Below are 24,644 nucleotides of genomic sequence, written 5' to 3'. Positions count from 1 at the left end.
CACATGCGTTACGTTGATGAATATCGCGCGCCTGAGCAGGTGTTGCAGCTTATCGATCGCCTGAAAACCCGCGCGTCCCTGCTGGACTACACGAAAGAAAAACCGCTGCGGATCATGGAGGTGTGCGGCGGACACACCCACGCCATCTTCAAATTTGGCCTCGACCAGCTGCTGCCGGAGAACATCGAATTTATCCACGGCCCCGGCTGCCCGGTGTGCGTGCTGCCGATGGGGCGCATCGACAGCTGTCTCGACATCGCCAGCCGCCCCGGTGTGATTTTTTGCACCTTTGGCGACGCCATGCGCGTACCGGGAAAAAATGGCTCGCTGCTCCAGGCGAAGGCGCGCGGCGCGGACGTGCGAATCGTCTACTCACCGATGGATGCCCTGACGCTGGCGATGGCTAATCCTGAGCGTAAGGTGGTCTTTTTCGGGCTGGGTTTTGAAACCACCATGCCCGCCACCGCTATCACTCTCCAGCAGGCGAAAGCCCGCAACGTCACTAACTTTTACTTTTTCTGCCAGCACATCACGCTTATTCCCACGCTGCGTAGCCTGCTTGAAGCGCCGGACAACGGCATCGACGCCTTCCTGGCACCAGGACACGTCAGCATGGTGATCGGCACAGAAGCCTACGGTTTTATCGCTGAACAGTACAATCGTCCGTTAGTGGTGGCTGGTTTCGAGCCACTTGATCTACTGCAAGGCGTGACCATGCTGGTTGAGCAGAAAATAGCGGCCCTGAGTGTGGTGGAAAATCAGTATCGCCGCGTGGTGCCCGATGCAGGTAACAGACGGGCACAGCAGGCGATAGCCGACGTGTTTAGCGTCGAAGGCGACAGCGAGTGGCGCGGACTGGGGCTGATTGCCGAATCCGGCGTACACCTGACGCCCGCGTATCGCGCCTTCGACGCCGAAGCGCATTTCCGCCCGCAGCCGCAGAAGGTGTGCGACGATCCCCGCGCCCGCTGTGGCGACGTACTCACCGGCAAATGCAAACCTCATCACTGCCCGTTATTTGGCAACGCCTGTAACCCGCAAACCGCGTTTGGCGCGCTGATGGTCTCTTCCGAAGGGGCATGCGCCGCGTGGTATCACTATCGCAACCAGGAGTGTGAAGCATGAACACGGTGGAAATGGCGCACGGAAGCGGTGGACAGGCGATGCAGCAGTTGATTAACAGGCTGTTCATGGAAGCCTTTAACAACCCCTGGCTCGCCGAGCAGGAAGATCAGGCGCGTATTGACCTCGCGGCCCTGACCGCCCACGGCGACAGGCTGGCGTTCTCTACCGACAGCTACGTGATTGACCCGCTGTTCTTCCCGGGCGGCGATATCGGCAAGCTCGCCGTCTGCGGCACGGCAAACGACGTGGCCGTCAGCGGCGCGATCCCCCGCTACCTCTCCTGCGGGTTTATCCTCGAAGAAGGGTTACCCATGGAGACGCTCACGGCGGTGGTCAACAGCATGGCGCACACCGCCCGCGAGGCGGGGATCGCCATCGTGACCGGGGATACCAAGGTGGTGCAGCGCGGCGCGGCAGATAAGCTCTTCATTAACACCGCCGGAATGGGGGCGATCCCCGCCAACATTCACTGGGGCGCGCAGCAGCTTTGTGCAGGCGACGTGCTGATTGTCAGCGGCACGCTGGGCTGCCACGGGGCAACCATCCTCAACCTGCGCGAAGGCTTAGGGCTGGATGGCGAGCTGCACAGTGACTGCGCGGTACTCACGCCGCTGATCCAGACGCTGCGCGACATGCCGGGTGTAAAAGCCCTGCGCGACGCCACGCGAGGCGGCGTGAACGCCGTCGTACACGAATTTGCCGCAAGCAGCGGCTGTGGAATTGAACTGACCGAGCGCGGCCTGCCCGTTAAGCCTGCTGTACGCGGGCTGTGCGAGCTATTAGGGCTAGACCCGCTTAACTTTGCCAACGAAGGCAAGCTGGTGATCGGCGTGGAACGTACGGTGGCGGAAGCCGTACTTGAACAACTGCGCGCACATCCCTTAGGGAAAGACGCGGCCATCATCGGCGACGTGGTTGAGCGCAAAGGGGTGCGCCTGACCGGGCTTTACGGCGTGAAGCGCACGCTGGATCTGCCGCACGCTGAACCGTTACCCCGAATTTGCTAGACCGCGCCAAAAGCGGTCAGCGCTGAATGTCTCTTTTTTGCCAGTTTCTATTGGAAAGCAATAATGCCGTATACACCGATGAGCGATCTTGGACAGCAGGGCCTGTTTGACATCACGCGCACACTTTTACAACAGCCCGACCTCGGCGCGCTGAGCGATGCCCTGACGCGGCTGGTCAGGCAATCAGCGCTGGCGGACAGCGCCGCCATTGTGCTCTGGCATAGCGCAACCCACCGCGCGAGCTATTTCTCAACGCGTGATAATGGCAAAATCTTCGAATATGAAGATGAAACGTTTCTGGCCCACGGTCCGGTGCGACGTATTCTCTCCCGCCCGGAAGCGCTGCACTGCAATTTTGACCAGTTTCGCCAGGCCTGGCCGAAGCTGGCAGAGAGCAACCTTTACCACCCGTTCGGCCACTACAGCATGCTGCCGCTGGCGGTGGAAGGGCAAATTTTTGGCGGCTGCGAGTTTATCCGTAATAACGACCAGCCCTGGACCGAGGCGGAGTACGAGCGGTTGCATACCTTCACGCAGATTGTGGCCGTCGTGGCAGAGCAGATCCAAAGCCGCGTCACCAATAACGTGGATTACGACCTGTTGAGCCGCGAGCGCGATAATTTCCGCATTCTGGTCGCCATCACCAATGCCGTGCTGTCGCGTCTCGATATGGACGAACTGGTGAGCGAAGTCGCCAAAGAGATCCATCACTATTTCAGGATCGATGCTATCAGCATTGCGCTGCGCGGCAACCGTAAGGGCAAGCTGAACATCTACTCCACCCACTACCTCGACGAAGCTAACCCGGCGCACGAGCAAAGCGAAGTGGACGAAGCGGGAACCCTGTCTGAACGGGTATTTAAAAGCAAAGAGATCCTGCTGTTAAACCTCAGCGAGCAGGATCCGGTAGCGCCCTACGAGCGGATGCTGTTTAACACCTGGGGCAACAAGATCCAGACCCTGTGCCTGCTGCCGCTGATGTCCGGCAACACCATGCTCGGCGTGCTTAAACTGGCGCAGTGCGATGAAGCCGTATTTACCACCGCCAACCTGAAGCTGCTGCGCCAGATCGCCGAACGTATCTCCATTGCGCTGGATAACGCCCTCGCCTATCAGGAGATCCACCGTCTGAAAGAACGGCTGGTGGACGAAAACCTGGCGCTGACCGAGCAGCTCAACAATGTGGACAGCGAGTTTGGCGAAATCATCGGACGCAGCGATGCCATGTACAACATCCTCAAGCAGGTGGAGATGGTGGCGCAGAGCGACAGCACGGTGCTGATCCTCGGTGAAACCGGCACAGGGAAAGAGCTGATTGCCCGGGCGATCCACAACCTGAGCAACCGCAACAGCCGCCGGATGGTGAAGATGAACTGCGCGGCGATGCCTGCGGGCTTACTGGAAAGCGACCTGTTCGGCCACGAGCGCGGCGCGTTTACCGGCGCCAGCAGCCAGCGGCTGGGCCGTTTTGAACTGGCGGATAAAAGCTCGTTGTTCCTCGACGAAGTGGGCGATATGCCGCTGGAGCTTCAGCCTAAGCTGCTGCGCGTTTTGCAGGAGCAGGAGTTCGAGCGTCTCGGCAGCAACAAGCTGATCCAGACCGACGTGCGTCTGATTGCCGCCACCAACCGCGATCTGAAAAAAATGGTCGCCGACCGCGAGTTTCGCAGCGATCTTTACTATCGTCTGAACGTCTTCCCGATCTGCCTGCCGCCGCTGCGCGAACGCCCGGAAGATATTCCGCTGCTGGTGAAAGCCTTTACCGCGAAGATTGCCCGCCGGATGGGGCGAAATATCGACAGTATTCCTGCCGAAACGCTACGCACCCTTTCGGCGATGGAGTGGCCGGGGAACGTGCGCGAGCTGGAAAACGTCATTGAGCGCGCGGTCCTGCTGACGCGCGGGAACGTGCTCCAGCTCTCCCTGCCAGAGGTTACTCTCTCTGAAACGACCGTGGCCGCAAGCGAGCTTGCGAAAGAGGGAGAAGATGAATATCAGCTCATTATGCGAGTGCTGAAGGAGACCAACGGCGTGGTAGCCGGACCGAAAGGTGCGGCGCAACGGCTGGGGCTGAAGCGTACCACCCTGCTCTCGCGTATGAAGCGTCTGGGAATCGATAAAGAGAGCCTGAAATAACCCGTCATTCCGTCAGCGGGTACATATCGCTCCCGCGCTGGCGCAGGGATATTTGGTGCTCTTTTTCTGTCTGCCTGCCTGCGCCGCACCGTCGCCCTGAGCGTGATTTGTCTTCCACTGCGGCGCTGAGCCGGTTATTTTTTGGGCCGATACTTTTCCGGTAATTCCGGAACCGGACGACGATCGTCGATCAGATGTCGGATGGTCAGAATCGGATGACGCCATAACATACGTGGCCCTGCCCAGCGCATCACCTGCTTCATCTCTTCCCGTCGGGCGGGCTGATAACAGTGCACCGGGCACTGTTTGCAGGCAGGTTTTTCCTCACCAAACACGCATTTATCCAGCCGCTTATCGGCATAAGCCTTAAGCGCCGAATAGTGCCCCTCTTCTTTTATGGCGTGCGGACACCTGTTTTCGTACAGGGCGATCATTCTGGCGATCGTCTTTTTTTCTCGTGAAATACGTTTACCGGACATAACGTCGTCCTCAACAATAAAGTGCATTTATAATACCTTTTTATCCGCACATTTTCAGTTATTGCATTCCGTTTTCTGAAGCGTCCTTCCAGAATTACCCCTCCCCTCGCTGCGTTTTACTGGTATTTTATACAGGTGTAAATAACCGTATTCACCGGAGAGCTTATGCAACAGATCGCGATCGCCAAACCCTATCGGCACTTAAAAGTGGGTTACTTCAGAAAACGTCATGAAGACCGTAAAACGAAAATTCCAAAACGCTACAGCGTACACGCAGCGCTGAGCCTGAAAGGCGACTGGCTTGAACAAGCGGGATTTACCACCAACTCGCAGGTTCGGGTGGGCGTCGAGCACGGAAAAATCATCATTGAATTAATAGCGGAAGATGCCTCGTAAAGTCGTGACTTTTTTCTGCGCCGCACCTTTTTTTCATGCGACAATAGAAGGAACAATCGGCCATTGAGCCGCTCAAAGCGTAATATTTTCAAAGAAATGGATATCATAACTCCATGAGCACAATCGACAATTTCGACGCGCATACGCCGATGATGCAGCAGTACCTGAAGCTGAAGGCACAGCATCCGGAAATTCTGCTGTTTTACCGTATGGGCGATTTTTACGAGCTTTTTTATGACGATGCGAAACGTGCGTCTCAGCTGCTCGACATTTCTCTGACGAAACGTGGCGCGTCGGCAGGCGAACCCATCCCGATGGCGGGTATCCCGCATCACGCGGTTGAAAACTATCTGGCGAAGCTGGTGAACCAGGGCGAATCTGTCGCTATCTGCGAACAAATTGGCGACCCGGCCACGTCGAAAGGCCCCGTTGAGCGCAAGGTCGTACGCATCGTGACGCCGGGAACCATCAGCGATGAAGCCCTGCTTCAGGAGCGCCAGGATAACCTGCTGGCGGCGATCTGGCAGGACGGTAAAGGGTTTGGCTACGCCACGCTGGATATCAGCTCCGGTCGTTTTCGCCTGAGTGAACCGGCTGACCGTGAAACCATGGCGGCTGAACTACAGCGCACCAATCCGGCAGAACTGCTTTATGCAGAGGATTTCGCCGAGATGGCGCTGATTGAAGGTCGCCGCGGCCTGCGTCGTCGTCCACTGTGGGAGTTCGAAATTGATACCGCGCGCCAGCAGCTGAACCTGCAATTTGGCACGCGCGATTTGATTGGCTTTGGTGTGGAAAATGCCCCGCGCGGGCTATGTGCCGCAGGCTGCCTGTTGCAGTACGTGAAGGATACGCAGCGTACCGCCCTGCCCCATATCCGTTCAATTACCATGGAGCGTCAGCAGGACAGCATCATCATGGATGCCGCCACGCGCCGCAACCTGGAGATCACGCAGAACCTCGCTGGCGGCATGGAAAATACGCTGGCGTCGGTTCTTGACAGCACGGTTACCCCCATGGGCAGCCGTATGCTCAAACGCTGGCTGCATATGCCGATCCGCAACACCGAAACGCTGATTGGCCGTCAGCAAACCATTGCCGCATTGCAGGATCGTTACACCGAATTGCAGCCGGTGCTGCGTCAGGTGGGTGATCTTGAGCGTATCCTGGCGCGCCTGGCATTGCGTACCGCGCGTCCACGCGATCTCGCCCGTATGCGTCACGCTTTCCAGCAGTTGCCGGAACTGCGCGCTCAGCTGGGAGAGATCGACAGCGCGCCAGTGCAAAAGCTGCGCGAAACCATGGGCGAATTTACCGAGCTTCGCGAACTGCTGGAACGCGCCATCATTGATGCGCCGCCTGTTCTGGTGCGGGATGGCGGGGTTATTGCTCCGGGTTATAACGAAGAGCTGGACGAATGGCGTGCGCTGGCCGATGGCGCGACGGATTATCTGGATAAGCTGGAAATCCGCGAGCGTGAACGTCTGGGGCTCGACACCCTGAAAGTCGGCTACAACGCCGTACACGGTTACTATATCCAGATCAGTCGTGGGCAGAGCCACCTGGCACCGATTCACTACGTTCGCCGCCAGACGCTGAAAAATGCCGAGCGCTACATTATTCCCGAGCTGAAAGAGTACGAAGACAAAGTGCTCACGTCGAAAGGTAAAGCGCTGGCGCTGGAGAAACAGCTGTATGACGAGCTGTTCGACATCCTGATGCCGCATCTGGCTGACCTTCAAATGAGCGCCGCTGCGCTGGCCGAGCTGGATGTGCTGGTAAACCTGGCCGAGCGCGCCGAAACGCTGAACTACACCTGTCCAACCTTTACTGACAAGCCCGGCATTCGCATTACCGAAGGTCGCCATCCGGTGGTTGAGCAGGTGCTGAACGAGCCGTTTATTGCCAACCCGTTGAACCTGTCACCGCAGCGAAGAATGCTGATCATTACCGGCCCCAATATGGGCGGTAAAAGTACCTATATGCGCCAGACAGCCCTTATCGCGCTGCTCGCCTACATCGGCAGCTACGTTCCGGCGCAGAAGGTTGAGATTGGACCTGTCGACCGTATCTTCACCCGTGTGGGTGCGGCGGACGATCTGGCGAGCGGTCGCTCTACCTTTATGGTCGAGATGACCGAAACCGCCAACATTCTGCATAACGCGACAGAGAACAGTCTGGTGTTGATGGACGAAGTAGGACGCGGTACCTCCACCTATGACGGCCTGTCCCTGGCCTGGGCGTGCGCGGAAAGTCTGGCGAATAAAATCAAGGCGCTGACGCTGTTCGCGACGCACTATTTCGAACTGACACAGCTGCCAGAGAAAATGGAAGGCGTGGCTAACGTCCACCTTGATGCGCTTGAGCACGGCGACACCATCGCCTTTATGCACACGGTGCAGGACGGCGCGGCAAGCAAGAGCTATGGCCTGGCCGTCGCCGCGCTGGCGGGTGTGCCGAAAGAGGTGATTAAGCGCGCGCGTCAGAAATTGCGTGAGCTGGAAAGTTTGTCACCGAATGCGGCAGCTACGCAGATAGATGGTACGCAGATGTCACTGCTGGCGGTGCCGGAAGAGACCTCTCCGGCTGTGGAAGCGCTGGAAAATCTCGATCCGGATTCGCTGACGCCGCGTCAGGCGCTGGAGTGGATTTATCGGTTGAAGAGTCTGGTTTAGTTCTCTGCGGTCTTTTTTGCCGGGTGGCGGCTTCGCCTTACCCGGCCTACAAAACCCGTAGGCTCGGTAAGCGTAGCGCCACCGGGCAAAAGACCGCACAATATTATCGCCCGGTAAGCGCAGCGCCTCCGGGCTTTTTATTACAGCAGCGGCGGGATCGTCGGCACCTGCGGTGCTTCATCAATATCCTTCTGCGTCATGCGGAACGCTTCCGGGTAATGCTCGCGGCTGGTACGGCGCAGCGGTTCGGTATCGCGCCAGGTATACAGACAGTGCTGACACTGGTATACCGTCCAGACACCTTTCACCGGTGATGTTGCCATCACCTCAATATGTTCATCGGCACAACGTGGACAAATCATTTTTTCCTCCTTATTGACGTGCCGCCAGCATCGCGGTCAGTTTTTCGGCCCAGGCTTTGGTTTCAGGGAGATCCTGTACCGGCTGGCTGTAGTGACCACGGTTGTCCGGAGCGACAGGGGTGGTGGCATCAATGATCAGCTTGTCAGTGATCCCCGCCGGGCTGGAGCCGGGGTCAAGCTCCAGCACAGACATATTCGGTAGCTGCACCAGATCGCCAGCCGGATTGACCTTCGATGACAGCGCCCACATCACCTGCGGCAGGTTAAACGGATCGACGTCCTCATCCACCATAATCACCATTTTCACGTAACCCAGACCGTGTGGCGTGGTCATGGCGCGGAGCCCGACCGCACGGGCAAAACCGCCGTATCGTTTTTTGGTGGAGATAATCGCCAGCAGGCCGTGGGTGTACATGGCGTTTACCGCCTGCACTTCCGGGAATTCCGCCTTCAGCTGCTGATAGAGCGGCACGCAGGTAGCGGGCCCCATCAGATAATCAATCTCGGTCCACGGCATCCCCAGGTAGAGAGATTCGAAAATGGGTTTTGTGCGGTAAGAGACTTTATCAATGCGCACGACCGTCATGTTGCGCCCGCCGGAGTAGTGTCCGGTAAACTCACCGAATGGCCCTTCAATCTCACGTTTTCGGCCTTCAATCACCCCTTCCAGGATCACTTCCGACCCCCACGGCACATCAAAACCGGTCAGCGGAGCCGTCGCAATCGGATACGGACTTTCGCGTAGCGCACCGGCCATCTCATACTCGGATTGATCGTATTTCAGCGGCGTGGCGCCCATCAGGGTAATGATCGGATCGTTACCCAACGTAATAGCAATGGGCAGATCTTCGCCGCGCTCTTCTGCCTTATGCAGATGCAGCGCGATATCATGCATCGGCACCGGTTGCAGGCCGAGCTTACGCTTGCCCTTCACTTCCATACGGTAAATCCCGACGTTCTGCTTGCCGAAGTGATCGGGGTCGAGCGGATCGCGGGAGACAACGCACGCTTTATCGAGATAAAAGCCCCCGTCACCGTCGTTCAGGCGGAACAGCGGCAGAATGTCGAACAGGTTGATGTCTTCCCCGTCCACCGTGTTCTGCGCCCAGGCCGGATTTGCACGACGCTCTGGCGAGACGGGGAATTTGTCCCAGCGACGAATAAACTCGTCGATCTGTTTTTTCACCGGGGTATTTGCTGGCAGCCCCATCGAAATAGCGTGGTTTTGCCACGAGCCGATAGTGTTCATCACCACACGGGCATCGGTGAAGCCGCGAATATTATCGAACCACAGCGCAGGCGCACCATCGCCAATGCGTCCGGTAGCGTTGGCGGCGGCGGCTAAATCCGGCTCAGCGTTTACCTCTTCCTCAATTTTCAGCAGCTGCCCTTGCTCATCGAGCGCCTGCAAGAAGCTTCTCAAATCATCAAATGCCATCTTTATTCTCCTGTGAAAAATGTTTCGCTGCCTGCAAACCTTCCCAGCGTCGGGCTTTTTTATGCTCCAGACCAAACTGGTCGAGAACGCGGGTCACGATATGCTGGGTTATGTCATCAGCGGTTTGCGGGTGGTTGTAGTACGCAGGCATAGGCGGCACCATCGCCACGCCCATGCGGGAAAGGGCAAGCATGTTCTCAAGATGGATGGTGCTGAGCGGCGTCTCACGCGGAACCAGCACCAGCTTGCGTCCCTCTTTCAGCACCACGTCTGCCGCACGCCCTACCAGCCCTTCGGCGTAGCCCGCGCGGATACCCGCCAGCGTTTTCATGCTGCACGGAATGACGATCATGCCGTCGGTGCGAAACGAGCCGGAGGAGATGGTGGCAGCCTGATCGGCCGGGCTATGGACGACATCCGCCAGTGCAGCAACGTCATGCGCAGTGAAGGGCGTTTCCAGCTCAATCGTGGTTTTTGCCCACTTCGACATCACCAGATGCGTTTCCACCTCCGGCATTTCCCGCAGCGCCTGCAACAACGCCACGCCTAATGGCGCACCCGTCGCGCCAGTCATTCCCACAATCAATCTCATTCAGCACCTCAATTATTTTGTTCGTATACGAACATATTAACTAAACTACGCCTCGATCCTGCTGCTGACAAGATCGTTCGCATACGATCACACTATTCGCTAAAAACTCTCGCGTTAAAATTCAGCCCGAGAGCGGCTATCATAGAGGGAGTATTTTTCCGTCGGAGTGTCCATGGAGTTAAGACAAGAAGCGTTTCACCTGCTACGTCAGCTTTTTCAACAGCATACCGCCCAGTGGCAACACGCATTGCCCGAACTGACCAAACCACAATATGCGGTGATGCGGTCAATTGCTGAAAATCCTGGCATTGAGCAGGTTGCCCTGACTGAAGTCGCGGTGAGCACCAAAGCGACGCTGGCAGAAATGCTGAGCCGCATGGAAGCACGCGGCCTGGTCAGGCGCGAGCACGATCCGGCGGACAAACGCCGCCGGTTTGTCTTTCTGACGGCCGAAGGTGAGGCCCTGCTTGAGAGCAGTAAACCGATTGGAAATGAGGTGGATGAGGCGTTTTTAGGGCGCCTTAACGGCGCGGAACGAGAGCAATTTTCAGCGCTCATTAAAAAGATGATGCAGGGTTAAGTAACCCTGACGCGCATAAAATCAATAAATGTTCGCACTTTCGCGGGCACATGCCGGGCATCGGGATAAACAGCATAGATGCCCTGCTGAGCAAACGTGTACTCCGGTAACAGCGAGACCAGCTTCCCTGCATCCAGTGCGTTACGCACCAGCCACTCCGGCAACAGCGCCACGCCACATCCCGCGAGGGCAAAAGCCATCAACGCCTGGGCACTGTCTGCATACAGGCGCGGCGCTTTTCTGATCTCAAAGGAAACAGGATGCCGATCAACGCCTCTCACCTGCCAGCGCAGCGGCGACGTTAAACGCTCGTGAATGATCCAGTCCGCTTCCGCCAGCTGCTCCAGCGAGTCAACCGGATGGTTTGCCAGCCAGCATGGCGTCGCCACGGGCAGGATGGTGAAGGAGGTCATCAACGCGGCGTGGTAGCGCGAATCTGCAAGCGTGCCGAGCCGGATAGCGACATCGAAGCGCTCGGCGATAAGATCGGCATGCAAAGAGGACGAGACATGCCGCACGCGGAGATCAGGGTGCAGCTGGCTAAACTCAGCCAGCAAAGGCACCACCACCTGCGAGCCATACTCGGGCGTGGTGGTGATCCGCAGTTCTCCCGTCAGCCCGGCGTGGTTGGCGCGAACATCATCCTGCAATCGCTCTGCATCCCGTAACAGCATCACGCTTCGTTGATGAAAGAGCTTCCCCGCTTCGGTCAGCGTCAGGCGTCGGGTGGTTCGCAGCAACAGGGTGACGCCCAGCTCCTCTTCAAGCTGACGAATATGAAAGCTGACCACCGCTTTTGTCAGCCCCATCGCCTCCGCCGCGGCGGTGAAACTGCCGGTGTCCGCTACGGCGATAAACATCGCCGTACGCTGTAAATTAAGCATCGCTTGCCTGGTTAACTGTCAAAATAATGTTGACAGTATATCGTCCTTTGTCGCGTTTATCCGTAACGCGCGGGCCGATACGATACGCCACCTCACCGGAGGAACTTCCATGACGTATCGCAGCAAAATCGCCGTCGTCTTTCTGCTCGGCTTTTTCCTTGATTTGATAAACATGTTTATTGCCAGCGTCGCCTTTCCGGCGATGGCTCACGCATTCAATACCACACCTTCCGCGCTTGCCTGGGTAAGTAACGGATACATTGCCGGGCTGACGTTAGTCATCCCATTCAGCAGTATTCTGACGCGCCGCGTCGGGCCGAAGCGCGTTATTCTGCTCTCACTGCTTCTCTTTAGCGCGGCCTCCGTTGCGGCGGGTTTCTCATCTTCGCTGGAAAGTTTGATTGCCTGGCGCGTCGTGCAGGGCGCCGGAGGGGGTTTACTGATCCCGGTTGGTCAGGCGCTGACCTGGCAACAGTTTAAGCCTCATGAGCGGGCCAGACTCACCTCGGCGGTGATGCTGGTCGCGCTGCTTGCCCCCGCCTGCTCACCGGCTGTGGGCGGCATGCTGGTTCAGACATTCACCTGGCGCTGGATATTTTTTGCCACCCTGCCCGTCGCCATTGTCACCTTTGTTTTGGCCTGCGCGTGGCTTAAAACAGAACCGTCACCGATAAACACCACCAGAATAGTAAACCTGTCTTTGCTGACGGATCCGCTGTTGCGCTTATCCATGCTTATCTATGTATGCGTACCCGGCATCTTTATTGGCGTGAACGTAACGGGCATGTATTACCTTCAGAGCGAGGCCAATATGACGCCCACCGCAACGGGCATGCTTATGCTGCCGTGGTCTGTGGCATCGTTTTTGGCTATCACCGCGACAGGACGCTATTTCAACCGTATCGGCCCGCGGCCGCTGGTGGTCATCGGTTGCCTTTTGCAGGCAACGGGCATTCTGCTTTTAATTAACGTCGGCCCGGCTATGCTGTTACCTGCCGTTGCGTTTGCGTTAATGGGTGCGGGGGGAAGCCTTTGCAGCAGTACGGCTCAGAGCAGCGCGTTTTTGACAACGCGGCGGGAAGATATGCCTGATGCCAGTGCGCTGTGGAATCTGAATCGTCAGTTGAGCTTTATTGCGGGTACCCTGCTGCTGGCGCAGGCGCTGAGCTTCATGCAAGCTTATCTTACGCCGCTGGCCGCCTGGCACGGGATGTTTATTTTTGCCGCAGTTATCACTCTGCTGCCCGTACTGTACGTCTACCGTCTTAATAACACGCAGTTACTTGCGCAACTGCAACAGGAGCAACCATGACCCATTTCGAACAAGAGATCCTCGACATCCACGTCGCCCTTGAAAACTGGTTAGGTGCAGGCGAAGGCGATCGGGACGCCCTGCTCGCCCATTTCCGTCCGGATTTTCTGATGGTTCCACCGAGTGGCGCCCATTTAGATCATCACGCTCTGGCCCAATTTTTATATGCGCAGCGGGGAACCCGACCCGGGCTCAGGATCGGCATTGATGCGCTAACGACGCTTCAGACATGGGACAACGGCGCGGTGCTCCATTACCGGGAGACGCAAACCCGGCCTGGCCAGCCCGTCAACGTGCGCTGGTCAACCGCGGTGCTTAATCAGGAAGGGGATAACATCACCTGGCGTTTGCTGCACGAAACGGCGCAATCGTAAGGCATAAAAAAGGCCCGTCTCACGACGGGCCTTTTCTGACGAATGGTTGCTTACTCGCGGAACAGCGCTTCGATATTCAGACCTTGCCCTTGCAGGATTTCACGCAGGCGGCGTAGCCCTTCAACCTGAATCTGACGAACACGTTCACGGGTCAGGCCAATCTCACGGCCGACATCTTCCAGTGTCGCAGCTTCATACCCCAGTAAACCGAAACGACGTGCCAGCACTTCACGCTGTTTGGCGTTCAGTTCGAACAGCCATTTGACGATGCTCTGTTTCATGTCATCGTCCTGCGTGGTGTCTTCCGGGCCGTTGTCTTTTTCATCGGCCAGGATGTCCAGCAGCGCTTTTTCGGAGTCACCACCCAGCGGGGTGTCAACCGAGGTAATGCGCTCATTGAGACGCAGCATACGGCTTACGTCATCAACCGGTTTGTCGAGTTGCTCTGCAATCTCTTCCGCACTTGGCTCGTGGTCCAGTTTATGGGACAACTCGCGCGCGGTACGCAGATAAACATTCAACTCTTTGACGATGTGGATCGGCAGTCGAATCGTACGGGTCTGGTTCATAATAGCCCGTTCGATGGTCTGACGAATCCACCAGGTCGCGTAGGTTGAGAAACGGAACCCGCGTTCTGGGTCAAACTTCTCAACTGCGCGGATGAGACCTAAGTTGCCCTCTTCAATCAGATCCAGCAGAGCCAGACCACGATTGCCGTAACGGCGGGCAATTTTCACGACCAGTCGCAGGTTACTTTCGATCATGCGACGACGCGAGGCAACATCACCACGCAAAGCACGACGTGCGAAATAGACTTCTTCTTCGGCCGTTAGCAGTGGGGAGTAACCAATCTCCCCAAGGTAAAGCTGAGTCGCGTCCAGCACACGCTGTGTGGCACCCTGCGATAACAGCTCTTCTTCAGCCAAATCGTTATCACTGGGTTCCTCTTCTACTAAGGCTTTTTCGTCAAAAGCCTCTGATCCGTTCTCATCAAATTCCGCGTCTTCATTTAAATCATGAACTTTCAGCGTATTCTGACTCATAAAGGTGGCTCCTACCCGTGATCCCTGGACGAGACACCCTGGCTGGCATGCCCCGTCAATTTATCGCTGCGGTAAATATTGCAGCGGGTTTACGGATTTCCCCTTGTAACGAATTTCAAAATGCAAGCGTGTAGAACTGGTTCCGGTGCTACCCATGGTAGCGATTTTTTGCCCCGCCTTAACTTCTTGTTGTTCCCGGACCAGCATAGTGTCGTTATGGGCGTAGGCACTCAGGTAATCATCGTTATGTTTGATGATAATAAGATTACCGTAACCGCGCAGTGCGTTACCGGCATAGACAACGCGTCCGTCTGCGGTCGCGATGATTGCCTGTCCTTTACTGCCTGCGATATCGATCCCTTTGTTGCCCCCCTCAGAGGTAGCGAAGTTCTCGATAATCTTGCCGTCAGTTGGCCAGCGCCAGGTGGTGATTGACGAGCTGGCATTCTGACTGCTTGCAGTCGGTACAGTAGAGCTAACCACAGGTGCCGTAGTCGGTGCTGTGACAACAGTCGCAGTACCTTTATTATTCGGCAACATTTTGTTAGCACTCTGATCACCTGAATCCTCAGAATACGTAATTACAGGTTGTGAAGCAACCACCGTGGTGGTTTTTTGTGCAGGAGTAACGCTGTTATTTTGCGCAGTTACGTCGGCCGCTGAAACGGTGTTGCCTGGCGTAAGCGGTGTCCCCGTCGCGTTGCCAACCTGAAGCGTTTGCCCGACTTCCAGAGCATACGGGGCCTGGACGTTGTTTCGCTGTGCAAGATCGCGGAAATCGTTCCCGGTGATCCAGGCAATATAGAACAGCGTATCGCCGCGCTTCACGGTATAGGTGCTGCCGCCGGTATAGCTACCTTTCGGAATGTTCCCATACTTACGGTTATACACTATGCGGCCATTTTCAGTCTGAACAGGCTGTTCCACTGCCTGAATCTGCGTAGGCTGCGTAACTGGACGTTGAACCGGCTGGATCTGCGGAGTTTGCTGCGCCGTTGAGGTGCCCATTTTAGGCGGAGGGGTGATCAACATTCCGCTGGACGTGTTACCCGAGCCGCTGGTTCCATTAACGGAACTGACGGGCGCAGGCGCGTTATTTGAACTTGTACAGCCTGCCAGCCAGAGCGAAACCAGTGATAATGCCGCAACACGGCTGATGGTGAATTTTGGGCTTCCCGCGCTCATTTATCCCCCAGGAATGTGTTAACTACCAGTGACTTAAAAATAACCGTGATGGCACGAATCTATCGCGCCACACCATACGCTGAATTTGCCTTAATAACCCTGGAAAAATCCGAGTCTCAGGCCAGTTCGCCCTTAACCAGGGGCACAAAGCGCACGGCTTCCACGGTATCGATAATAAACTCGCCGCCGCGTCGACGAACGCGCTTCAAAAGCTGCTGCTCATCGCCGACGGGCAATACAAGAATGCCACCCTCGTCCAGCTGCGAAAGAAGCGCAGTGGGGATTTCAGGTGGCGCTGCCGTGACAATGATGGCGTCAAACGGGGCGCGAGCCTGCCAACCCTGCCATCCATCGCCGTGGCGTGTCGATACATTATGTAAATCAAGCTGTTTCAGGCGACGGCGCGCCTGCCACTGCAACCCTTTAATCCGTTCCACCGAACAGACATGGTGCACAAGGTGAGCCAGGATCGCGGTTTGATACCCTGAACCGGTGCCAATTTCCAGCACCCGGGACTCTGGCGTTAGCTCCAGAAGCTCCGTCATACGCGCCACCATGTAGGGCTGCGAAATCGTCTGGCCTTGCCCAATGGGCAGCGCCACGTTTTCCCACGCTTTGTGTTCAAACGCCTCATCTACAAACTTCTCACGGGGAACCTGGGCAAGCGCGTTCAGCACCTGCTCGTTGGCGATCCCCTGTGCGCGTAATTGTTCCAGAAGAGTTTGTACACGTTTACTTACCATTGCGCGTTCACTCCGACCCGATCTAACCAGTCCGACACCACATCATGCGCGCTATAAGCGGTTAAATCTACGTGCAACGGCGTAACGGAAACGTACCCTTCATCCACCGCAGCGAAGTCGGTGTCTGGCCCGGCATCGCATTTATCTCCCGGCGGGCCGATCCAGTACAGGGTATTGCCGCGCGGATCCTGCTGGGGAATAACCTGATCGGCAGGATGGCGACTGCCACAGCGCGTCACGCGGATCCCTTTGATCTCGTCCAGCGGGAGGTCCGGCACGTTAATATTGAGGATACGTCCGGTACGCAGCGGCTCGCGGCCAAGCGCACGGAGAATGGAGCAGGTCACCGCGGCGGCTGTGTCATAGTGGGTGTGACCGTTTAACGAGACCGCCAGCGCCGGAAACCCCAGGTGACGCCCTTCCATCGCCGCAGCCACGGTGCCGGAGTAAATCACATCATCGCCAAGATTTGGCCCGGCATTGATGCCGGAGACCACAACATCCGGCCGCGGGCGCATCAGCGCGTTCACGCCCAGAAACACGCAGTCGGTCGGCGTCCCCATCTGGACGGCAATATCGCCATTCTCAAAGGTAAAGGTGCGAAGTGAAGACTCCAGCGTCAATGAGTTAGACGCGCCACTGCGGTTACGATCGGGAGCCACGACCTGCACATCCGCAAATTCGCGGAGGTGTTTCGCCAGCGTCTGAATACCTGGCGCATGGATCCCGTCATCGTTACTCAGCAATATTCGCATAATCACCCGACGTGTTGATAAGTTCCCTGACAACACTGGTGGCAAAGCTACCTGCCGGCAGCCAGAAGCGTAACTCGACGGTTACGTCATCCCACCAGTTCCAGCTCAGCTGTTGCGGGTAGAGGAGCATCGCACGACGTGCCGCCTCGACCTTTTCCCGCACCAGCAACGATTGTAATTCTGGCGCATCCGCCACCGCTGACTGCTCAGCGGCCAGCGCCTCGCCCTGGGTTCCCCAGTCGCCTGAACCCGGCAAGGCGGCGGTAATCATCAGCGTTTTAGCGTCCACGCGCGACTGGACATCGGCCATCTCTTCGGCCGTTGCCACAAACCAGCTTCCGCGTCCCGCTAATTGTAGCGCATCGCCGACAACAACTTGATTCGCGTCCGGTTTTTTCAGCCGTTCGCTCACAATCTGATTAAACAACGCACTGCGGGCCGCCGACAACCAAAAACTGCGTTTATTACGATCGCGCACCGGTGCACCGCTTTGCGCCCAGCGCAGCGCGCCCAGCAGGTTGCTGCCACCGATACCAAAGCGCTGAGCGCCGAAATAGTTTGGTACGCCGCGTTCGTTAATGGCCTTCAGGCGTTTTTCAACGTCCTCGCGTTCGGTCACTTCGCGCAACACCAGGGTAAAGGCATTACCTTTCAGTGCGCCCAGACGCAATTTGCGTTTATGGCGGGCGTACTCCAGTACCTTACAGCCCTCAAGCTCAAATTTGCTTAAATCGGGCATGGCATTGCCGGGCACGCGGGCGCAAAGCCACTGTTCGGTCACGGCATGTTTATCTTTTTGACCGGCAAAGCTCACTTCGCGGGCGTGAATATTGAGGAATTTTGCCAGCGCGTCCGCCACGAAGCGGGTATTGCAGCCGTTTTTCAGAATGCGCACCAGGATGTGCTCGCCTTCGCCGTCCGGCTCAAAACCCAGATCTTCCACTACCACGAAATCTTCAGGGTTGGCTTTCAGCAGACCCTTGCCCTGCGGTTTACCGTGCAGATACGTCAGATTGTCGAAATCCGTCATTTGGCCGCCTTCACCAGCAGCGCCACGGCTTCACAGGCAATGCCTTCGCCACGACCGGTAAAGCCCAGCTTCTCCGTGGTGGTCGCTTTGACGTTGACGACGTCCATATGGCAGCCCAGATCTTCAGCGATAAACACGCGCATCTGAGGGATGTGCGGCAGCATCTTTGGTGCCTGAGCAATGATCGTCACATCAACGTTGCCGAGGGTGTAGCCTTTGGCCTGAATACGACGCCAGGCTTCGCGCAGCAGTTCGCGGCTGTCTGCGCCTTTAAAAGCAGGATCGGTGTCCGGGAACAGTTTGCCAATGTCGCCCAGCGCGGCGGCACCCAGCAGCGCGTCGGTCAGCGCATGCAGCGCCACGTCTCCATCAGAATGCGCCAGCAGACCTTTTTCGTAAGGAATGCGCACGCCGCCAATGATAATTGGGCCAACGCCACCAAAGGCGTGTACATCAAAACCGTGTCCAATACGCATTATGCCTTCTCCTGAGGGGTCGTACGGGTAAGATAAAATTCCGCGAGCTGTAAGTCTTCCGGGCGCGTCACTTTTATATTATCAGCGCGCCCTTCAACAAGCGTGGGGTGGAAACCGCAATACTCCAGCGCCGAGGCTTCGTCCGTAATGGTCGCACCTTCTTTAAGCGCTCGCGTTAAGCAGTCGTGGAGTAATTCGCGGGGAAAAAATTGTGGCGTCAGCGCGTGCCATAGATCGACGCGCTCGACGGTGTGGGCAATCGCTGGTTTACCCGGTTCGGCACGCTTCATGGTGTCACGCACCGGGGCGGCCAGAATGCCGCCCACTGTACTGGTTTCACTCAGGGCCAGCAGACGCGACAGATCGTCGTGATGCAGACAGGGACGCGCGGCATCGTGCACCAGCACCCACTGCGCGTTCCCGGCAGCCTGAATGCCCGCCAGAACGGAGTCAGCCCGCTCTGCGCCGCCGTCAACGACGGTAATCTGAGGATGATTCGCCAGCGGGAGCTGCGCAAAACGTGCATCGCCGGGGCTGATGGCAATAACAACGCGTTTCACCCGGGCATGCGCCAGCAGCGCCGCCACGGCGTGCTCGAGGATCGTTTTATCGCCAATTGAGAGATACTGCTTAGGACATTCTGTCTGCATACGCCGGCCAAAACCTGCGGCCGGCACCACGGCACAGACGTCCGAAAAAGTTGCTGCCATGTCGTAATCCTGGGCCTGATTATCGATTGTTTTGTGCGGAGCCCTGATTGCGTTTAGACGCATCCGGAACCAGGCGATAAAACGTTTCGCCCGGCTTAGTCATACTAAGTTCATTGCGTGCGCGCTCCTCAATCGCCTCCTGGCCGCCATTGAGGTCATCAATTTCAGCAAAAAGTTGATCGTTACGCGCTTTAAGTTTGGCGTTTGTCGCCTGCTGTGCCGCGACGTCATCGCTCACCCGGCTGTAGTCGTGCAGTCCGTTTTTGCCGAACCACAGCGAATATTGCAGCCAGACCAGCAAAGCCAGCAACAGCAGCGTTAGTTTACCCATCCTGCCCCCTGAAAAAACGGCATCATCATCCCATAACTTTCCGCTGGACTCTACTGCGGGGTTTTAATTATGCCGTAAGTTAGCCCATCAGCCATAAAAACAGCAGGCCAAAGATGACCACAACGGTGGCGATAGTGATGAGCGTACTATACAGGAGCTTGCCGTTGAAAAGGGAGTGCAGCGCCACGCCCACCACAACCGCAACGGGCATCAGCGCCAGGAAGAAAGGCCAGGTATAGAGGAAGAAAAAGAGGGTGTTTCCACCGTAGATCAAAAACGGGATACCCAGCGCCAGTAGCCACGACACAAAGCCGACAATCGCCCCAGGGAAGGACCAGGTCGTCTCGTCGTCGGTCGTTAACGGTTCCGACCCGGTGGTAATCATGTAGTTTTCACTGTTGCGCATAGCTAATCCTGTGACCGTGACTCATCGCTCGGGAAGACAGCTCCCGAACGATACCGTCTCAGGATCTGATAATATCGTCCCGTCTGAGCAGGTCTAATAATTGGCTTACTAAATTTGTTACCAATTGTTGACCTTCCAGATGAATCTCAGGGGATTCAGGCGCTTCGTAAACCGAGTCAATACCGGTGAAGTTTCGCAGCTCTCCCGCGCGGGCTTTTTTATACAGCCCTTTCGGATCGCGCGCTTCGCAGATTGCCAGCGGCGTATCCACAAACACTTCAATGAAGCGATTCCGGCCCACGCGCTCACGCACCATCTGACGTTCGGCGCGGTGCGGTGAGATAAACGCCGTCAGCACCACCAGCCCGGCATCCGCCATCAGGCTGGCGACTTCTCCCACCCGGCGAATGTTCTCTTTACGGTCTTCATCGCTGAACCCTAAATCGCTACACAGGCCGTGACGCACGTTGTCGCCGTCCAGCAGGTAGGTGCTCACTCCCTGCTGATGCAGCGCCTCTTCCAGCGCGCCTGCCACCGTGGATTTACCGGAGCCAGACAGCCCGGTAAACCACAGCACAACCCCACGGTGACCGTGGAGCTGTTCGCGCTGGGCGACGGTGACCGGATGAGGATGCCAGACGACGTTCTCATCATGGGCAGCCATTACTTGCCTCCCAGCAAATCGCGTGCGCCCCAGTGCGGGAAGTGTTTACGCACCAGCGCATTCAGCTCAAGTTCAAACGCGCTGAACTCAGAGGCCACGGTAGCCTGCGCGTTTGGCTCACGGACCATCCCGGCGCCGACGGTGACGTTGGTCAGGCGGTCGATAAAGATCAGCCCGCCCGTCACCGGATTCTGCTGATACGGATCCAGCACCAGCGGCTCGTCGAAGGTCAGATCCACCAAACCGATACCGTTCAGCGGTAGCTCGCTCACGTCACGGTGGGTCAGGTTGTTGATGTCCACCTGGAACTGAATGCCGTCCACGCGGGCGCGGATTTTCTTGCCGGCAATTTTAATGTCATAGCTCTGGCCTGCGGTCAGGGGCTGTTCCGCCATCCACACCACGTCCACGGATGCGCCCTGCACCGCCGCCAGCGTTTCCTGCGCGTCGACCAGCAGATCGCCGCGGCTGATGTCAATCTCGTCTTTTAACACCAGGGTTACTGCTTCACCTGCCCCTGCTTCGTCCAGATCGCCATCAAAGGTGACGATACGGGCAATGGTCGATTCCACGCCGGACGGCAGCACCTTCACGCGCTGGCCCACGTTGACCGAGCCGGACGCAAGGGTGCCGGAGAAGCCGCGGAAATCGAGGTTCGGACGGTTTACGTACTGCACCGGGAAGCGCATCGGCTGGGTCTCAACCACGCGCTGAATTTCAACGGTTTCCAGCACCTCCAGCAGCGTCGGGCCGCTGTACCACGGCATGTTCGCGCTCTGAGAGGCGACGTTATCCCCTTCCAGCGCCGACAGCGGCACAAAGCGAATATCGAGGTTGCCCGGCAGCTGTTCAGCAAAGGTCAGGTAGCTCTGGCGGATCTCGTCGAATCGCGCTTCGCTGTAGTCCACCAGATCCATTTTGTTCACCGCCACCACCAGGTGTTTGATCCCCAGCAGCGTAGAGATAAAGCTGTGACGACGCGTCTGATCCAGCACGCCTTTACGGGCGTCCATCAGCAGGATCGCCAGGTCACAGGTGGACGCGCCGGTCGCCATGTTACGGGTGTACTGCTCATGCCCCGGGGTGTCGGCGATAATAAATTTGCGCTTTTCGGTAGAGAAGTAGCGATAGGCGACATCAATGGTAATGCCCTGCTCGCGCTCCGCCTGCAAGCCGTCCACCAGCAGCGCCAGGTCGAGTTTTTCGCCCTGGGTGCCGTGGCGTTTACTGTCATTGTGCAGGGAAGAGAGCTGATCTTCGTAAATTTGTCGCGTGTCGTGCAGCAGACGACCAATCAGGGTACTTTTCCCGTCATCAACGCTGCCGCAGGTCAGGAAACGCAACAGACTTTTGTACTGTTGGGCGTGCAGATAAGCTTCTACGCCGCCTTCATCGGCAATTTGTTGGGCAATAGTCGTATTCATGGCGGCTCCTTAGAAATAACCCTGACGTTTCTTCAGCTCCATGGAGCCTGCCTGGTCGCGGTCAATCACGCGGCCCTGTCGCTCACTGGTGGTCGACACCAGCATCTCCTCGATGATCTCCGGCAGCGTCTGCGCACTGGATTCCACCGCGCCGGTCAACGGCCAGCAGCCGAGAGTACGGAAACGGACCATCTGTTTTTTGATCACTTCACCCGGCTGTAAATCAATGCGATCGTCGTCGATCATCATCAGCATGCCGTCGCGCTCCAGGACCGGGCGCTCTGCTGCCAGATACAGCGGAACGATCTCAATATTTTCCAGATAGATGTACTGCCAGATATCCAGCTCGGTCCAGTTGGAGAGCGGGAAGACGCGAATGCTTTCGCCCTTGTTGATCTGGCCGTTGTAGTTGTGCCACAGCTCCGGACGCTGGTTTTTCGGGTCCCAGCGGTGGAAGCGGTCGCGGAAAGAGTAGATACGCTCTTTGGCGCGGGATTTCTCTTCGTCACGGCGCGCGCCGCCGAAGGCCGCATCAAAACCGTATTTATTCAGCGCCTGCTTCAGCCCTTCGGTTTTCATGATATCGGTATGCTTGGCGCTGCCGTGCACGAACGGGTTGATGCCCATCGCCACCCCTTCCGGGTTTTTGTGCACCAGCAGCTCGCAGCCGTAGGCTTTGGCGGTACGGTCACGAAACTCGTACATCTCGCGGAATTTCCAGCCGGTATCCACATGCAGCAGCGGGAACGGCAGCGTCCCCGGATAAAACGCTTTACGCGCCAGGTGCAGCATGACGCTGGAATCTTTACCGATGGAGTACATCATCACCGGGTTAGAGAACTCGGCGGCCACTTCGCGGATAATGTGGATACTTTCCGCTTCGAGCTGCCGCAGGTGAGTAAGTCGTTTTTGGTCCATAACCGTTCCTTAAGCCAAATTTACAACAGAAGCGCCGAAGCCTTCTGTGTCGGTTGTGTGTTGGAACCAGGCGAGCGAGCTGTGCAACTGCACCACTTCTCCCACCACGATCAGGGCGGGCATCGGGGCGTCTTTCGCCAGGGTTGCAAGGTCTTGTAAAGTGCCGATGGCGACATGCTGATCGACGCGTGTCCCGCGGGAGATCACTGCTACCGGCGTCGTCGCATCGCGACCGTGCTGAATAAGCTGTTCGCTGATGTCTGCCGCTTTCATCGTGCCCATATAAATCGCCAGCGTTTGTCGGCTCTGGGCGAGATGCGACCAGTCAAACGGCGTGCTGTCGGCTTTATAATGCCCGGTCACAAAGGTCACGCTCTGGGCGTAATCGCGATGGGTCAGCGGAATACCGGCGTAGGCCGTGACGGCAGACGCCGCCGTAATGCCGGGGACCACCTGGAACGGGACGCCCGCTTCGGCTGCCGCCTGCAACTCCTCGCCACCACGGCCGAAGATAAACGGGTCGCCCCCTTTCAGGCGCACCACGGTCTTGCCCGCTTTCGCGGCGGCAATCAGCATTTGATTGGTGTCGTGCTGCGGTACGGAGTGCTCGCCGGCACGTTTACCAACGCAGATTTGCTCCGCGTCACGGCGGATCAGCTCGCGAATACCGTCGGTGACCAGGTGGTCGTAGAACACGACATCCGCATCCTGAAGAACCTGGAGGCCACGCAGCGTGAGCAGCCCGGCATCGCCCGGCCCGGCGCCCACCAGAATGATCTCCCCGCCCGTACTGCCGGGGTTATCCAGTTCGTCTTCGAGTATTTGTTGCGCCGCCGTCTCGTTACCGGCATGCATCAGGCTGGCAAAGCGGCCGCGAAACACACGCTCCCAGAAGCGACGGCGTTCCGTCACGCTGGTCAGACGCGTTTTAAGGTGGTTGCGCCAGTAGCTGGCCTTCTCCGCCATGCGCCCGAGGCTGGTCGGCAGCAGCGCTTCGATTTTTTCCCGCAGTACGCGCGCCAGCACTGGCGCGGTGCCGCCGGAGGAGATCGCCACCAGCAGCGGCGAGCGGTCAACAATCGACGGGAAGATAAACGAGCACAGCGGCTGGTCGTCTACCACGTTCACCAGACGGTGACGGTCCTGAGCTGCGTCGGAGATTCGGCGGTTGAGCGCCCGATCTTCGGTTGCCGCAATCACCAGCACCACGCTGTCGATCTGAGACTCTTCAAAATCCGCCTCTGCAACGACCTGCACCTGCGCCCCGGCGCGTTGCAGGAACGCGATTTTGCGATCGGCAATTTCACCCGTCCCGACAACCAGTACCGGTCGGTCTTTCAAGGCGGCAAAAAGGGGGAGATAGTCCACAGGCAACAACTCACTAACAACCAGGAATAAAGGGACTATAGGGGGCGGCTTAGATCGAATGAAATTACGAATTGGAATGAGTAGTTACTCAATGGAATAACGCCGTGGAAAAGCAAATATCAAAAAGTGCTTAACACGCGAAATTTCGGGCATTTAAGCGCAATTCAAATTGTGTCTACCCGATCACAGTTTCATACTATGCGGGTTAAAATTTTGCTCTGTTTTTAAGGA

27 protein-coding genes are annotated in these 24,644 nt (G+C 57.2%); 9 read left to right on the top strand and 18 right to left on the bottom strand.

Features of this window, described 5'->3' with window-relative positions:
* Positions 1–3: 3 nt before the first annotated feature.
* The 3 genes from hypD (at position 4) to flhA (ending at position 4,268) form a co-directional block, all read left to right on the top strand.
* Positions 4–1,125: a hydrogenase formation protein HypD gene (hypD, locus tag C3451_RS12380; protein ID WP_045620860.1), complete on the top strand. Its 1,122-nt coding sequence runs from the start codon at positions 4–6 to the stop codon at positions 1,123–1,125.
* Positions 1,122–2,132: a hydrogenase expression/formation protein HypE gene (gene hypE, locus C3451_RS12375; protein ID WP_023306824.1), complete on the top strand. Its 1,011-nt coding sequence runs from the start codon at positions 1,122–1,124 to the stop codon at positions 2,130–2,132. The genes hypD and hypE overlap by 4 nt, the downstream gene beginning before the upstream one ends.
* A gap of 63 nt (positions 2,133–2,195) precedes the next feature.
* The gene (gene flhA, locus C3451_RS12370; RefSeq protein ID WP_023330179.1) at positions 2,196–4,268 is read left to right on the top strand and encodes a formate hydrogenlyase transcriptional activator FlhA; all 2,073 of its coding nucleotides are present in this window, start codon (positions 2,196–2,198) and stop codon (positions 4,266–4,268) included.
* Between the two features lie 134 nt (positions 4,269–4,402).
* Here flhA and C3451_RS12365 read toward each other — a convergent pair whose 3' ends face one another.
* The gene (locus C3451_RS12365; protein ID WP_022649174.1) at positions 4,403–4,747 is read right to left on the bottom strand and encodes a nitrous oxide-stimulated promoter family protein; all 345 of its coding nucleotides are present in this window, start codon (positions 4,745–4,747) and stop codon (positions 4,403–4,405) included.
* A 165-nt stretch (positions 4,748–4,912) separates the two neighbouring features.
* Between C3451_RS12365 and C3451_RS12360 the strand changes: the two genes are divergently transcribed.
* Both C3451_RS12360 and mutS read left to right on the top strand, forming a co-directional pair.
* Positions 4,913–5,143, top strand: coding sequence for a SymE family type I addiction module toxin (locus C3451_RS12360; protein WP_022649175.1), 231 nt, complete (start codon positions 4,913–4,915; stop codon positions 5,141–5,143).
* Positions 5,144–5,256: 113 nt separating this feature from the next.
* The gene (mutS, locus tag C3451_RS12355) at positions 5,257–7,818 is read left to right on the top strand and encodes a DNA mismatch repair protein MutS (protein ID WP_022649176.1); all 2,562 of its coding nucleotides are present in this window, start codon (positions 5,257–5,259) and stop codon (positions 7,816–7,818) included.
* A gap of 140 nt (positions 7,819–7,958) precedes the next feature.
* On the opposite strand, the gene C3451_RS12345 is transcribed toward mutS, so the two are convergent.
* Genes C3451_RS12345 through C3451_RS12335 form a run of 3 tightly spaced genes read right to left on the bottom strand, consistent with a single transcriptional unit; the run spans position 7,959 to position 10,210 of the window.
* Entirely contained in the window at positions 7,959–8,180 is a 222-nt protein-coding gene (locus tag C3451_RS12345; protein ID WP_003862116.1) for a non-oxidative hydroxyarylic acid decarboxylases subunit D, read from the bottom strand.
* A gap of 10 nt (positions 8,181–8,190) precedes the next feature.
* On the bottom strand, positions 8,191–9,618 hold the full coding sequence (locus C3451_RS12340) for a non-oxidative hydroxyarylic acid decarboxylases subunit C (RefSeq protein ID WP_023298476.1): 1,428 nt from the start codon (positions 9,616–9,618) through the stop codon (positions 8,191–8,193).
* Positions 9,608–10,210 (bottom strand): non-oxidative hydroxyarylic acid decarboxylases subunit B, encoded by a 603-nt coding sequence (locus tag C3451_RS12335; RefSeq protein ID WP_003862111.1) that lies wholly within the window; start codon positions 10,208–10,210, stop codon positions 9,608–9,610. The genes C3451_RS12340 and C3451_RS12335 overlap by 11 nt, the downstream gene beginning before the upstream one ends.
* Positions 10,211–10,382: 172 nt before the next feature.
* On the opposite strand from C3451_RS12335, the gene C3451_RS12330 reads away from it, so the two are divergent.
* A complete protein-coding gene (locus C3451_RS12330) occupies positions 10,383–10,790 on the top strand; it encodes a MarR family transcriptional regulator (RefSeq protein WP_022651767.1) in 408 nt (135 codons plus the stop codon).
* Here the strand turns inward: C3451_RS12330 and C3451_RS12325 are convergent.
* Positions 10,787–11,674 carry a LysR family transcriptional regulator gene (locus tag C3451_RS12325; protein WP_023298477.1) on the bottom strand — a complete coding sequence of 296 codons (888 nt, stop codon included), beginning with the start codon at positions 11,672–11,674 and terminating at the stop codon, positions 10,787–10,789. The genes C3451_RS12330 and C3451_RS12325 overlap by 4 nt on opposite strands.
* Positions 11,675–11,783: 109 nt before the next feature.
* Between C3451_RS12325 and C3451_RS12320 the strand changes: the two genes are divergently transcribed.
* Together C3451_RS12320 and C3451_RS12315 are read left to right on the top strand one after the other, a co-directional pair.
* On the top strand, positions 11,784–12,986 hold the full coding sequence (locus C3451_RS12320) for an MFS transporter (protein WP_045620859.1): 1,203 nt from the start codon (positions 11,784–11,786) through the stop codon (positions 12,984–12,986).
* Positions 12,983–13,360 carry a DUF4440 domain-containing protein gene (locus C3451_RS12315; protein ID WP_045620858.1) on the top strand — a complete coding sequence of 126 codons (378 nt, stop codon included), beginning with the start codon at positions 12,983–12,985 and terminating at the stop codon, positions 13,358–13,360. Before C3451_RS12320 ends, C3451_RS12315 begins: the two co-directional genes overlap by 4 nt.
* Positions 13,361–13,410: 50 nt before the next feature.
* Here C3451_RS12315 and rpoS read toward each other — a convergent pair whose 3' ends face one another.
* Complete coding sequence (rpoS, locus tag C3451_RS12310; protein ID WP_022649182.1) at positions 13,411–14,403, bottom strand: RNA polymerase sigma factor RpoS; 993 nt, start codon at positions 14,401–14,403, stop codon at positions 13,411–13,413.
* Between the two features lie 60 nt (positions 14,404–14,463).
* Positions 14,464–15,537, bottom strand: a complete 1,074-nt coding sequence (gene nlpD / locus C3451_RS12305; RefSeq protein ID WP_306307778.1) for a murein hydrolase activator NlpD — start codon at positions 15,535–15,537, stop codon at positions 14,464–14,466.
* Between nlpD and C3451_RS24755 the strand changes: the two genes are divergently transcribed.
* Positions 15,479–15,610: a peptidase gene (locus tag C3451_RS24755; RefSeq protein WP_306173474.1), complete on the top strand. Its 132-nt coding sequence runs from the start codon at positions 15,479–15,481 to the stop codon at positions 15,608–15,610. The genes nlpD and C3451_RS24755 overlap by 59 nt on opposite strands.
* A gap of 94 nt (positions 15,611–15,704) precedes the next feature.
* Here C3451_RS24755 and C3451_RS12300 read toward each other — a convergent pair whose 3' ends face one another.
* From C3451_RS12300 to cysG, 11 genes are all read right to left on the bottom strand, one after another.
* Positions 15,705–16,331: a protein-L-isoaspartate(D-aspartate) O-methyltransferase gene (locus tag C3451_RS12300; RefSeq protein ID WP_022649184.1), complete on the bottom strand. Its 627-nt coding sequence runs from the start codon at positions 16,329–16,331 to the stop codon at positions 15,705–15,707.
* On the bottom strand, positions 16,325–17,086 hold the full coding sequence (gene surE / locus C3451_RS12295) for a 5'/3'-nucleotidase SurE (RefSeq protein WP_017382816.1): 762 nt from the start codon (positions 17,084–17,086) through the stop codon (positions 16,325–16,327). The genes C3451_RS12300 and surE overlap by 7 nt, the downstream gene beginning before the upstream one ends.
* Positions 17,067–18,116: a tRNA pseudouridine(13) synthase TruD gene (gene truD, locus C3451_RS12290; protein ID WP_023298481.1), complete on the bottom strand. Its 1,050-nt coding sequence runs from the start codon at positions 18,114–18,116 to the stop codon at positions 17,067–17,069. Before truD ends, surE begins: the two co-directional genes overlap by 20 nt.
* A complete protein-coding gene (gene ispF, locus C3451_RS12285; protein ID WP_045620857.1) occupies positions 18,113–18,592 on the bottom strand; it encodes a 2-C-methyl-D-erythritol 2,4-cyclodiphosphate synthase in 480 nt (159 codons plus the stop codon). Before ispF ends, truD begins: the two co-directional genes overlap by 4 nt.
* Positions 18,592–19,302, bottom strand: coding sequence for a 2-C-methyl-D-erythritol 4-phosphate cytidylyltransferase (gene ispD / locus C3451_RS12280; RefSeq protein WP_023298482.1), 711 nt, complete (start codon positions 19,300–19,302; stop codon positions 18,592–18,594). The genes ispF and ispD overlap by 1 nt, the downstream gene beginning before the upstream one ends.
* A 19-nt stretch (positions 19,303–19,321) precedes the next feature.
* Positions 19,322–19,633, bottom strand: a complete 312-nt coding sequence (gene ftsB / locus C3451_RS12275; RefSeq protein WP_003862095.1) for a cell division protein FtsB — start codon at positions 19,631–19,633, stop codon at positions 19,322–19,324.
* 79 nt (positions 19,634–19,712) lie between these two features.
* Positions 19,713–20,039 (bottom strand): DUF3561 family protein, encoded by a 327-nt coding sequence (locus C3451_RS12270; RefSeq protein ID WP_006811767.1) that lies wholly within the window; start codon positions 20,037–20,039, stop codon positions 19,713–19,715.
* 58 nt (positions 20,040–20,097) lie between these two features.
* Complete coding sequence (cysC, locus tag C3451_RS12265) at positions 20,098–20,703, bottom strand: adenylyl-sulfate kinase (protein ID WP_022649188.1); 606 nt, start codon at positions 20,701–20,703, stop codon at positions 20,098–20,100.
* Positions 20,703–22,127: a sulfate adenylyltransferase subunit CysN gene (gene cysN, locus C3451_RS12260; protein WP_045620856.1), complete on the bottom strand. Its 1,425-nt coding sequence runs from the start codon at positions 22,125–22,127 to the stop codon at positions 20,703–20,705. The genes cysC and cysN overlap by 1 nt, the downstream gene beginning before the upstream one ends.
* 9 nt (positions 22,128–22,136) lie before the next feature.
* Positions 22,137–23,045, bottom strand: a complete 909-nt coding sequence (gene cysD, locus C3451_RS12255; protein ID WP_006811770.1) for a sulfate adenylyltransferase subunit CysD — start codon at positions 23,043–23,045, stop codon at positions 22,137–22,139.
* Between the two features lie 9 nt (positions 23,046–23,054).
* Positions 23,055–24,413 carry a siroheme synthase CysG gene (gene cysG / locus C3451_RS12250; RefSeq protein ID WP_023306832.1) on the bottom strand — a complete coding sequence of 453 codons (1,359 nt, stop codon included), beginning with the start codon at positions 24,411–24,413 and terminating at the stop codon, positions 23,055–23,057.
* Positions 24,414–24,644 lie beyond the last annotated feature (231 nt).

The sequence above is a fragment of the Enterobacter sp. 301B genome, from assembly GCF_003850715.1.
GTDB lineage: Bacteria > Pseudomonadota > Gammaproteobacteria > Enterobacterales > Enterobacteriaceae > Enterobacter > Enterobacter intestinihominis.
This window is presented reverse-complemented; position numbering and strand designations above follow the sequence as displayed.

What these genes read in the sequence shown, in the direction of transcription:
- C3451_RS12360 (WP_022649175.1), top strand. Translation starts at nt 4,913, where the DNA reads ATGCAACAGATCGCGATCGCCAAACCCTATCGGCACTTAAAAGTGGGT.
- C3451_RS12300 (WP_022649184.1), bottom strand. Translation starts at nt 16,331, where the DNA reads ATGGTAAGTAAACGTGTACAAACTCTTCTGGAACAATTACGCGCACAG.
- mutS (WP_022649176.1), top strand. Translation starts at nt 5,257, where the DNA reads ATGAGCACAATCGACAATTTCGACGCGCATACGCCGATGATGCAGCAG.
- cysC (WP_022649188.1), bottom strand. Translation starts at nt 20,703, where the DNA reads ATGGCTGCCCATGATGAGAACGTCGTCTGGCATCCTCATCCGGTCACC.
- C3451_RS12365 (WP_022649174.1), bottom strand. Translation starts at nt 4,747, where the DNA reads ATGTCCGGTAAACGTATTTCACGAGAAAAAAAGACGATCGCCAGAATG.
- surE (WP_017382816.1), bottom strand. Translation starts at nt 17,086, where the DNA reads ATGCGAATATTGCTGAGTAACGATGACGGGATCCATGCGCCAGGTATT.
- C3451_RS12270 (WP_006811767.1), bottom strand. Translation starts at nt 20,039, where the DNA reads ATGCGCAACAGTGAAAACTACATGATTACCACCGGGTCGGAACCGTTA.
- ftsB (WP_003862095.1), bottom strand. Translation starts at nt 19,633, where the DNA reads ATGGGTAAACTAACGCTGCTGTTGCTGGCTTTGCTGGTCTGGCTGCAA.
- C3451_RS12325 (WP_023298477.1), bottom strand. Translation starts at nt 11,674, where the DNA reads ATGCTTAATTTACAGCGTACGGCGATGTTTATCGCCGTAGCGGACACC.
- C3451_RS12330 (WP_022651767.1), top strand. Translation starts at nt 10,383, where the DNA reads ATGGAGTTAAGACAAGAAGCGTTTCACCTGCTACGTCAGCTTTTTCAA.
- flhA (WP_023330179.1), top strand. Translation starts at nt 2,196, where the DNA reads ATGCCGTATACACCGATGAGCGATCTTGGACAGCAGGGCCTGTTTGAC.
- C3451_RS12345 (WP_003862116.1), bottom strand. Translation starts at nt 8,180, where the DNA reads ATGATTTGTCCACGTTGTGCCGATGAACATATTGAGGTGATGGCAACA.
- C3451_RS12335 (WP_003862111.1), bottom strand. Translation starts at nt 10,210, where the DNA reads ATGAGATTGATTGTGGGAATGACTGGCGCGACGGGTGCGCCATTAGGC.
- cysD (WP_006811770.1), bottom strand. Translation starts at nt 23,045, where the DNA reads ATGGACCAAAAACGACTTACTCACCTGCGGCAGCTCGAAGCGGAAAGT.
- ispF (WP_045620857.1), bottom strand. Translation starts at nt 18,592, where the DNA reads ATGCGTATTGGACACGGTTTTGATGTACACGCCTTTGGTGGCGTTGGC.
- C3451_RS12320 (WP_045620859.1), top strand. Translation starts at nt 11,784, where the DNA reads ATGACGTATCGCAGCAAAATCGCCGTCGTCTTTCTGCTCGGCTTTTTC.
- cysN (WP_045620856.1), bottom strand. Translation starts at nt 22,127, where the DNA reads ATGAATACGACTATTGCCCAACAAATTGCCGATGAAGGCGGCGTAGAA.
- ispD (WP_023298482.1), bottom strand. Translation starts at nt 19,302, where the DNA reads ATGGCAGCAACTTTTTCGGACGTCTGTGCCGTGGTGCCGGCCGCAGGT.
- C3451_RS12315 (WP_045620858.1), top strand. Translation starts at nt 12,983, where the DNA reads ATGACCCATTTCGAACAAGAGATCCTCGACATCCACGTCGCCCTTGAA.
- C3451_RS12340 (WP_023298476.1), bottom strand. Translation starts at nt 9,618, where the DNA reads ATGGCATTTGATGATTTGAGAAGCTTCTTGCAGGCGCTCGATGAGCAA.
- hypE (WP_023306824.1), top strand. Translation starts at nt 1,122, where the DNA reads ATGAACACGGTGGAAATGGCGCACGGAAGCGGTGGACAGGCGATGCAG.
- hypD (WP_045620860.1), top strand. Translation starts at nt 4, where the DNA reads ATGCGTTACGTTGATGAATATCGCGCGCCTGAGCAGGTGTTGCAGCTT.
- rpoS (WP_022649182.1), bottom strand. Translation starts at nt 14,403, where the DNA reads ATGAGTCAGAATACGCTGAAAGTTCATGATTTAAATGAAGACGCGGAA.
- truD (WP_023298481.1), bottom strand. Translation starts at nt 18,116, where the DNA reads ATGACGGATTTCGACAATCTGACGTATCTGCACGGTAAACCGCAGGGC.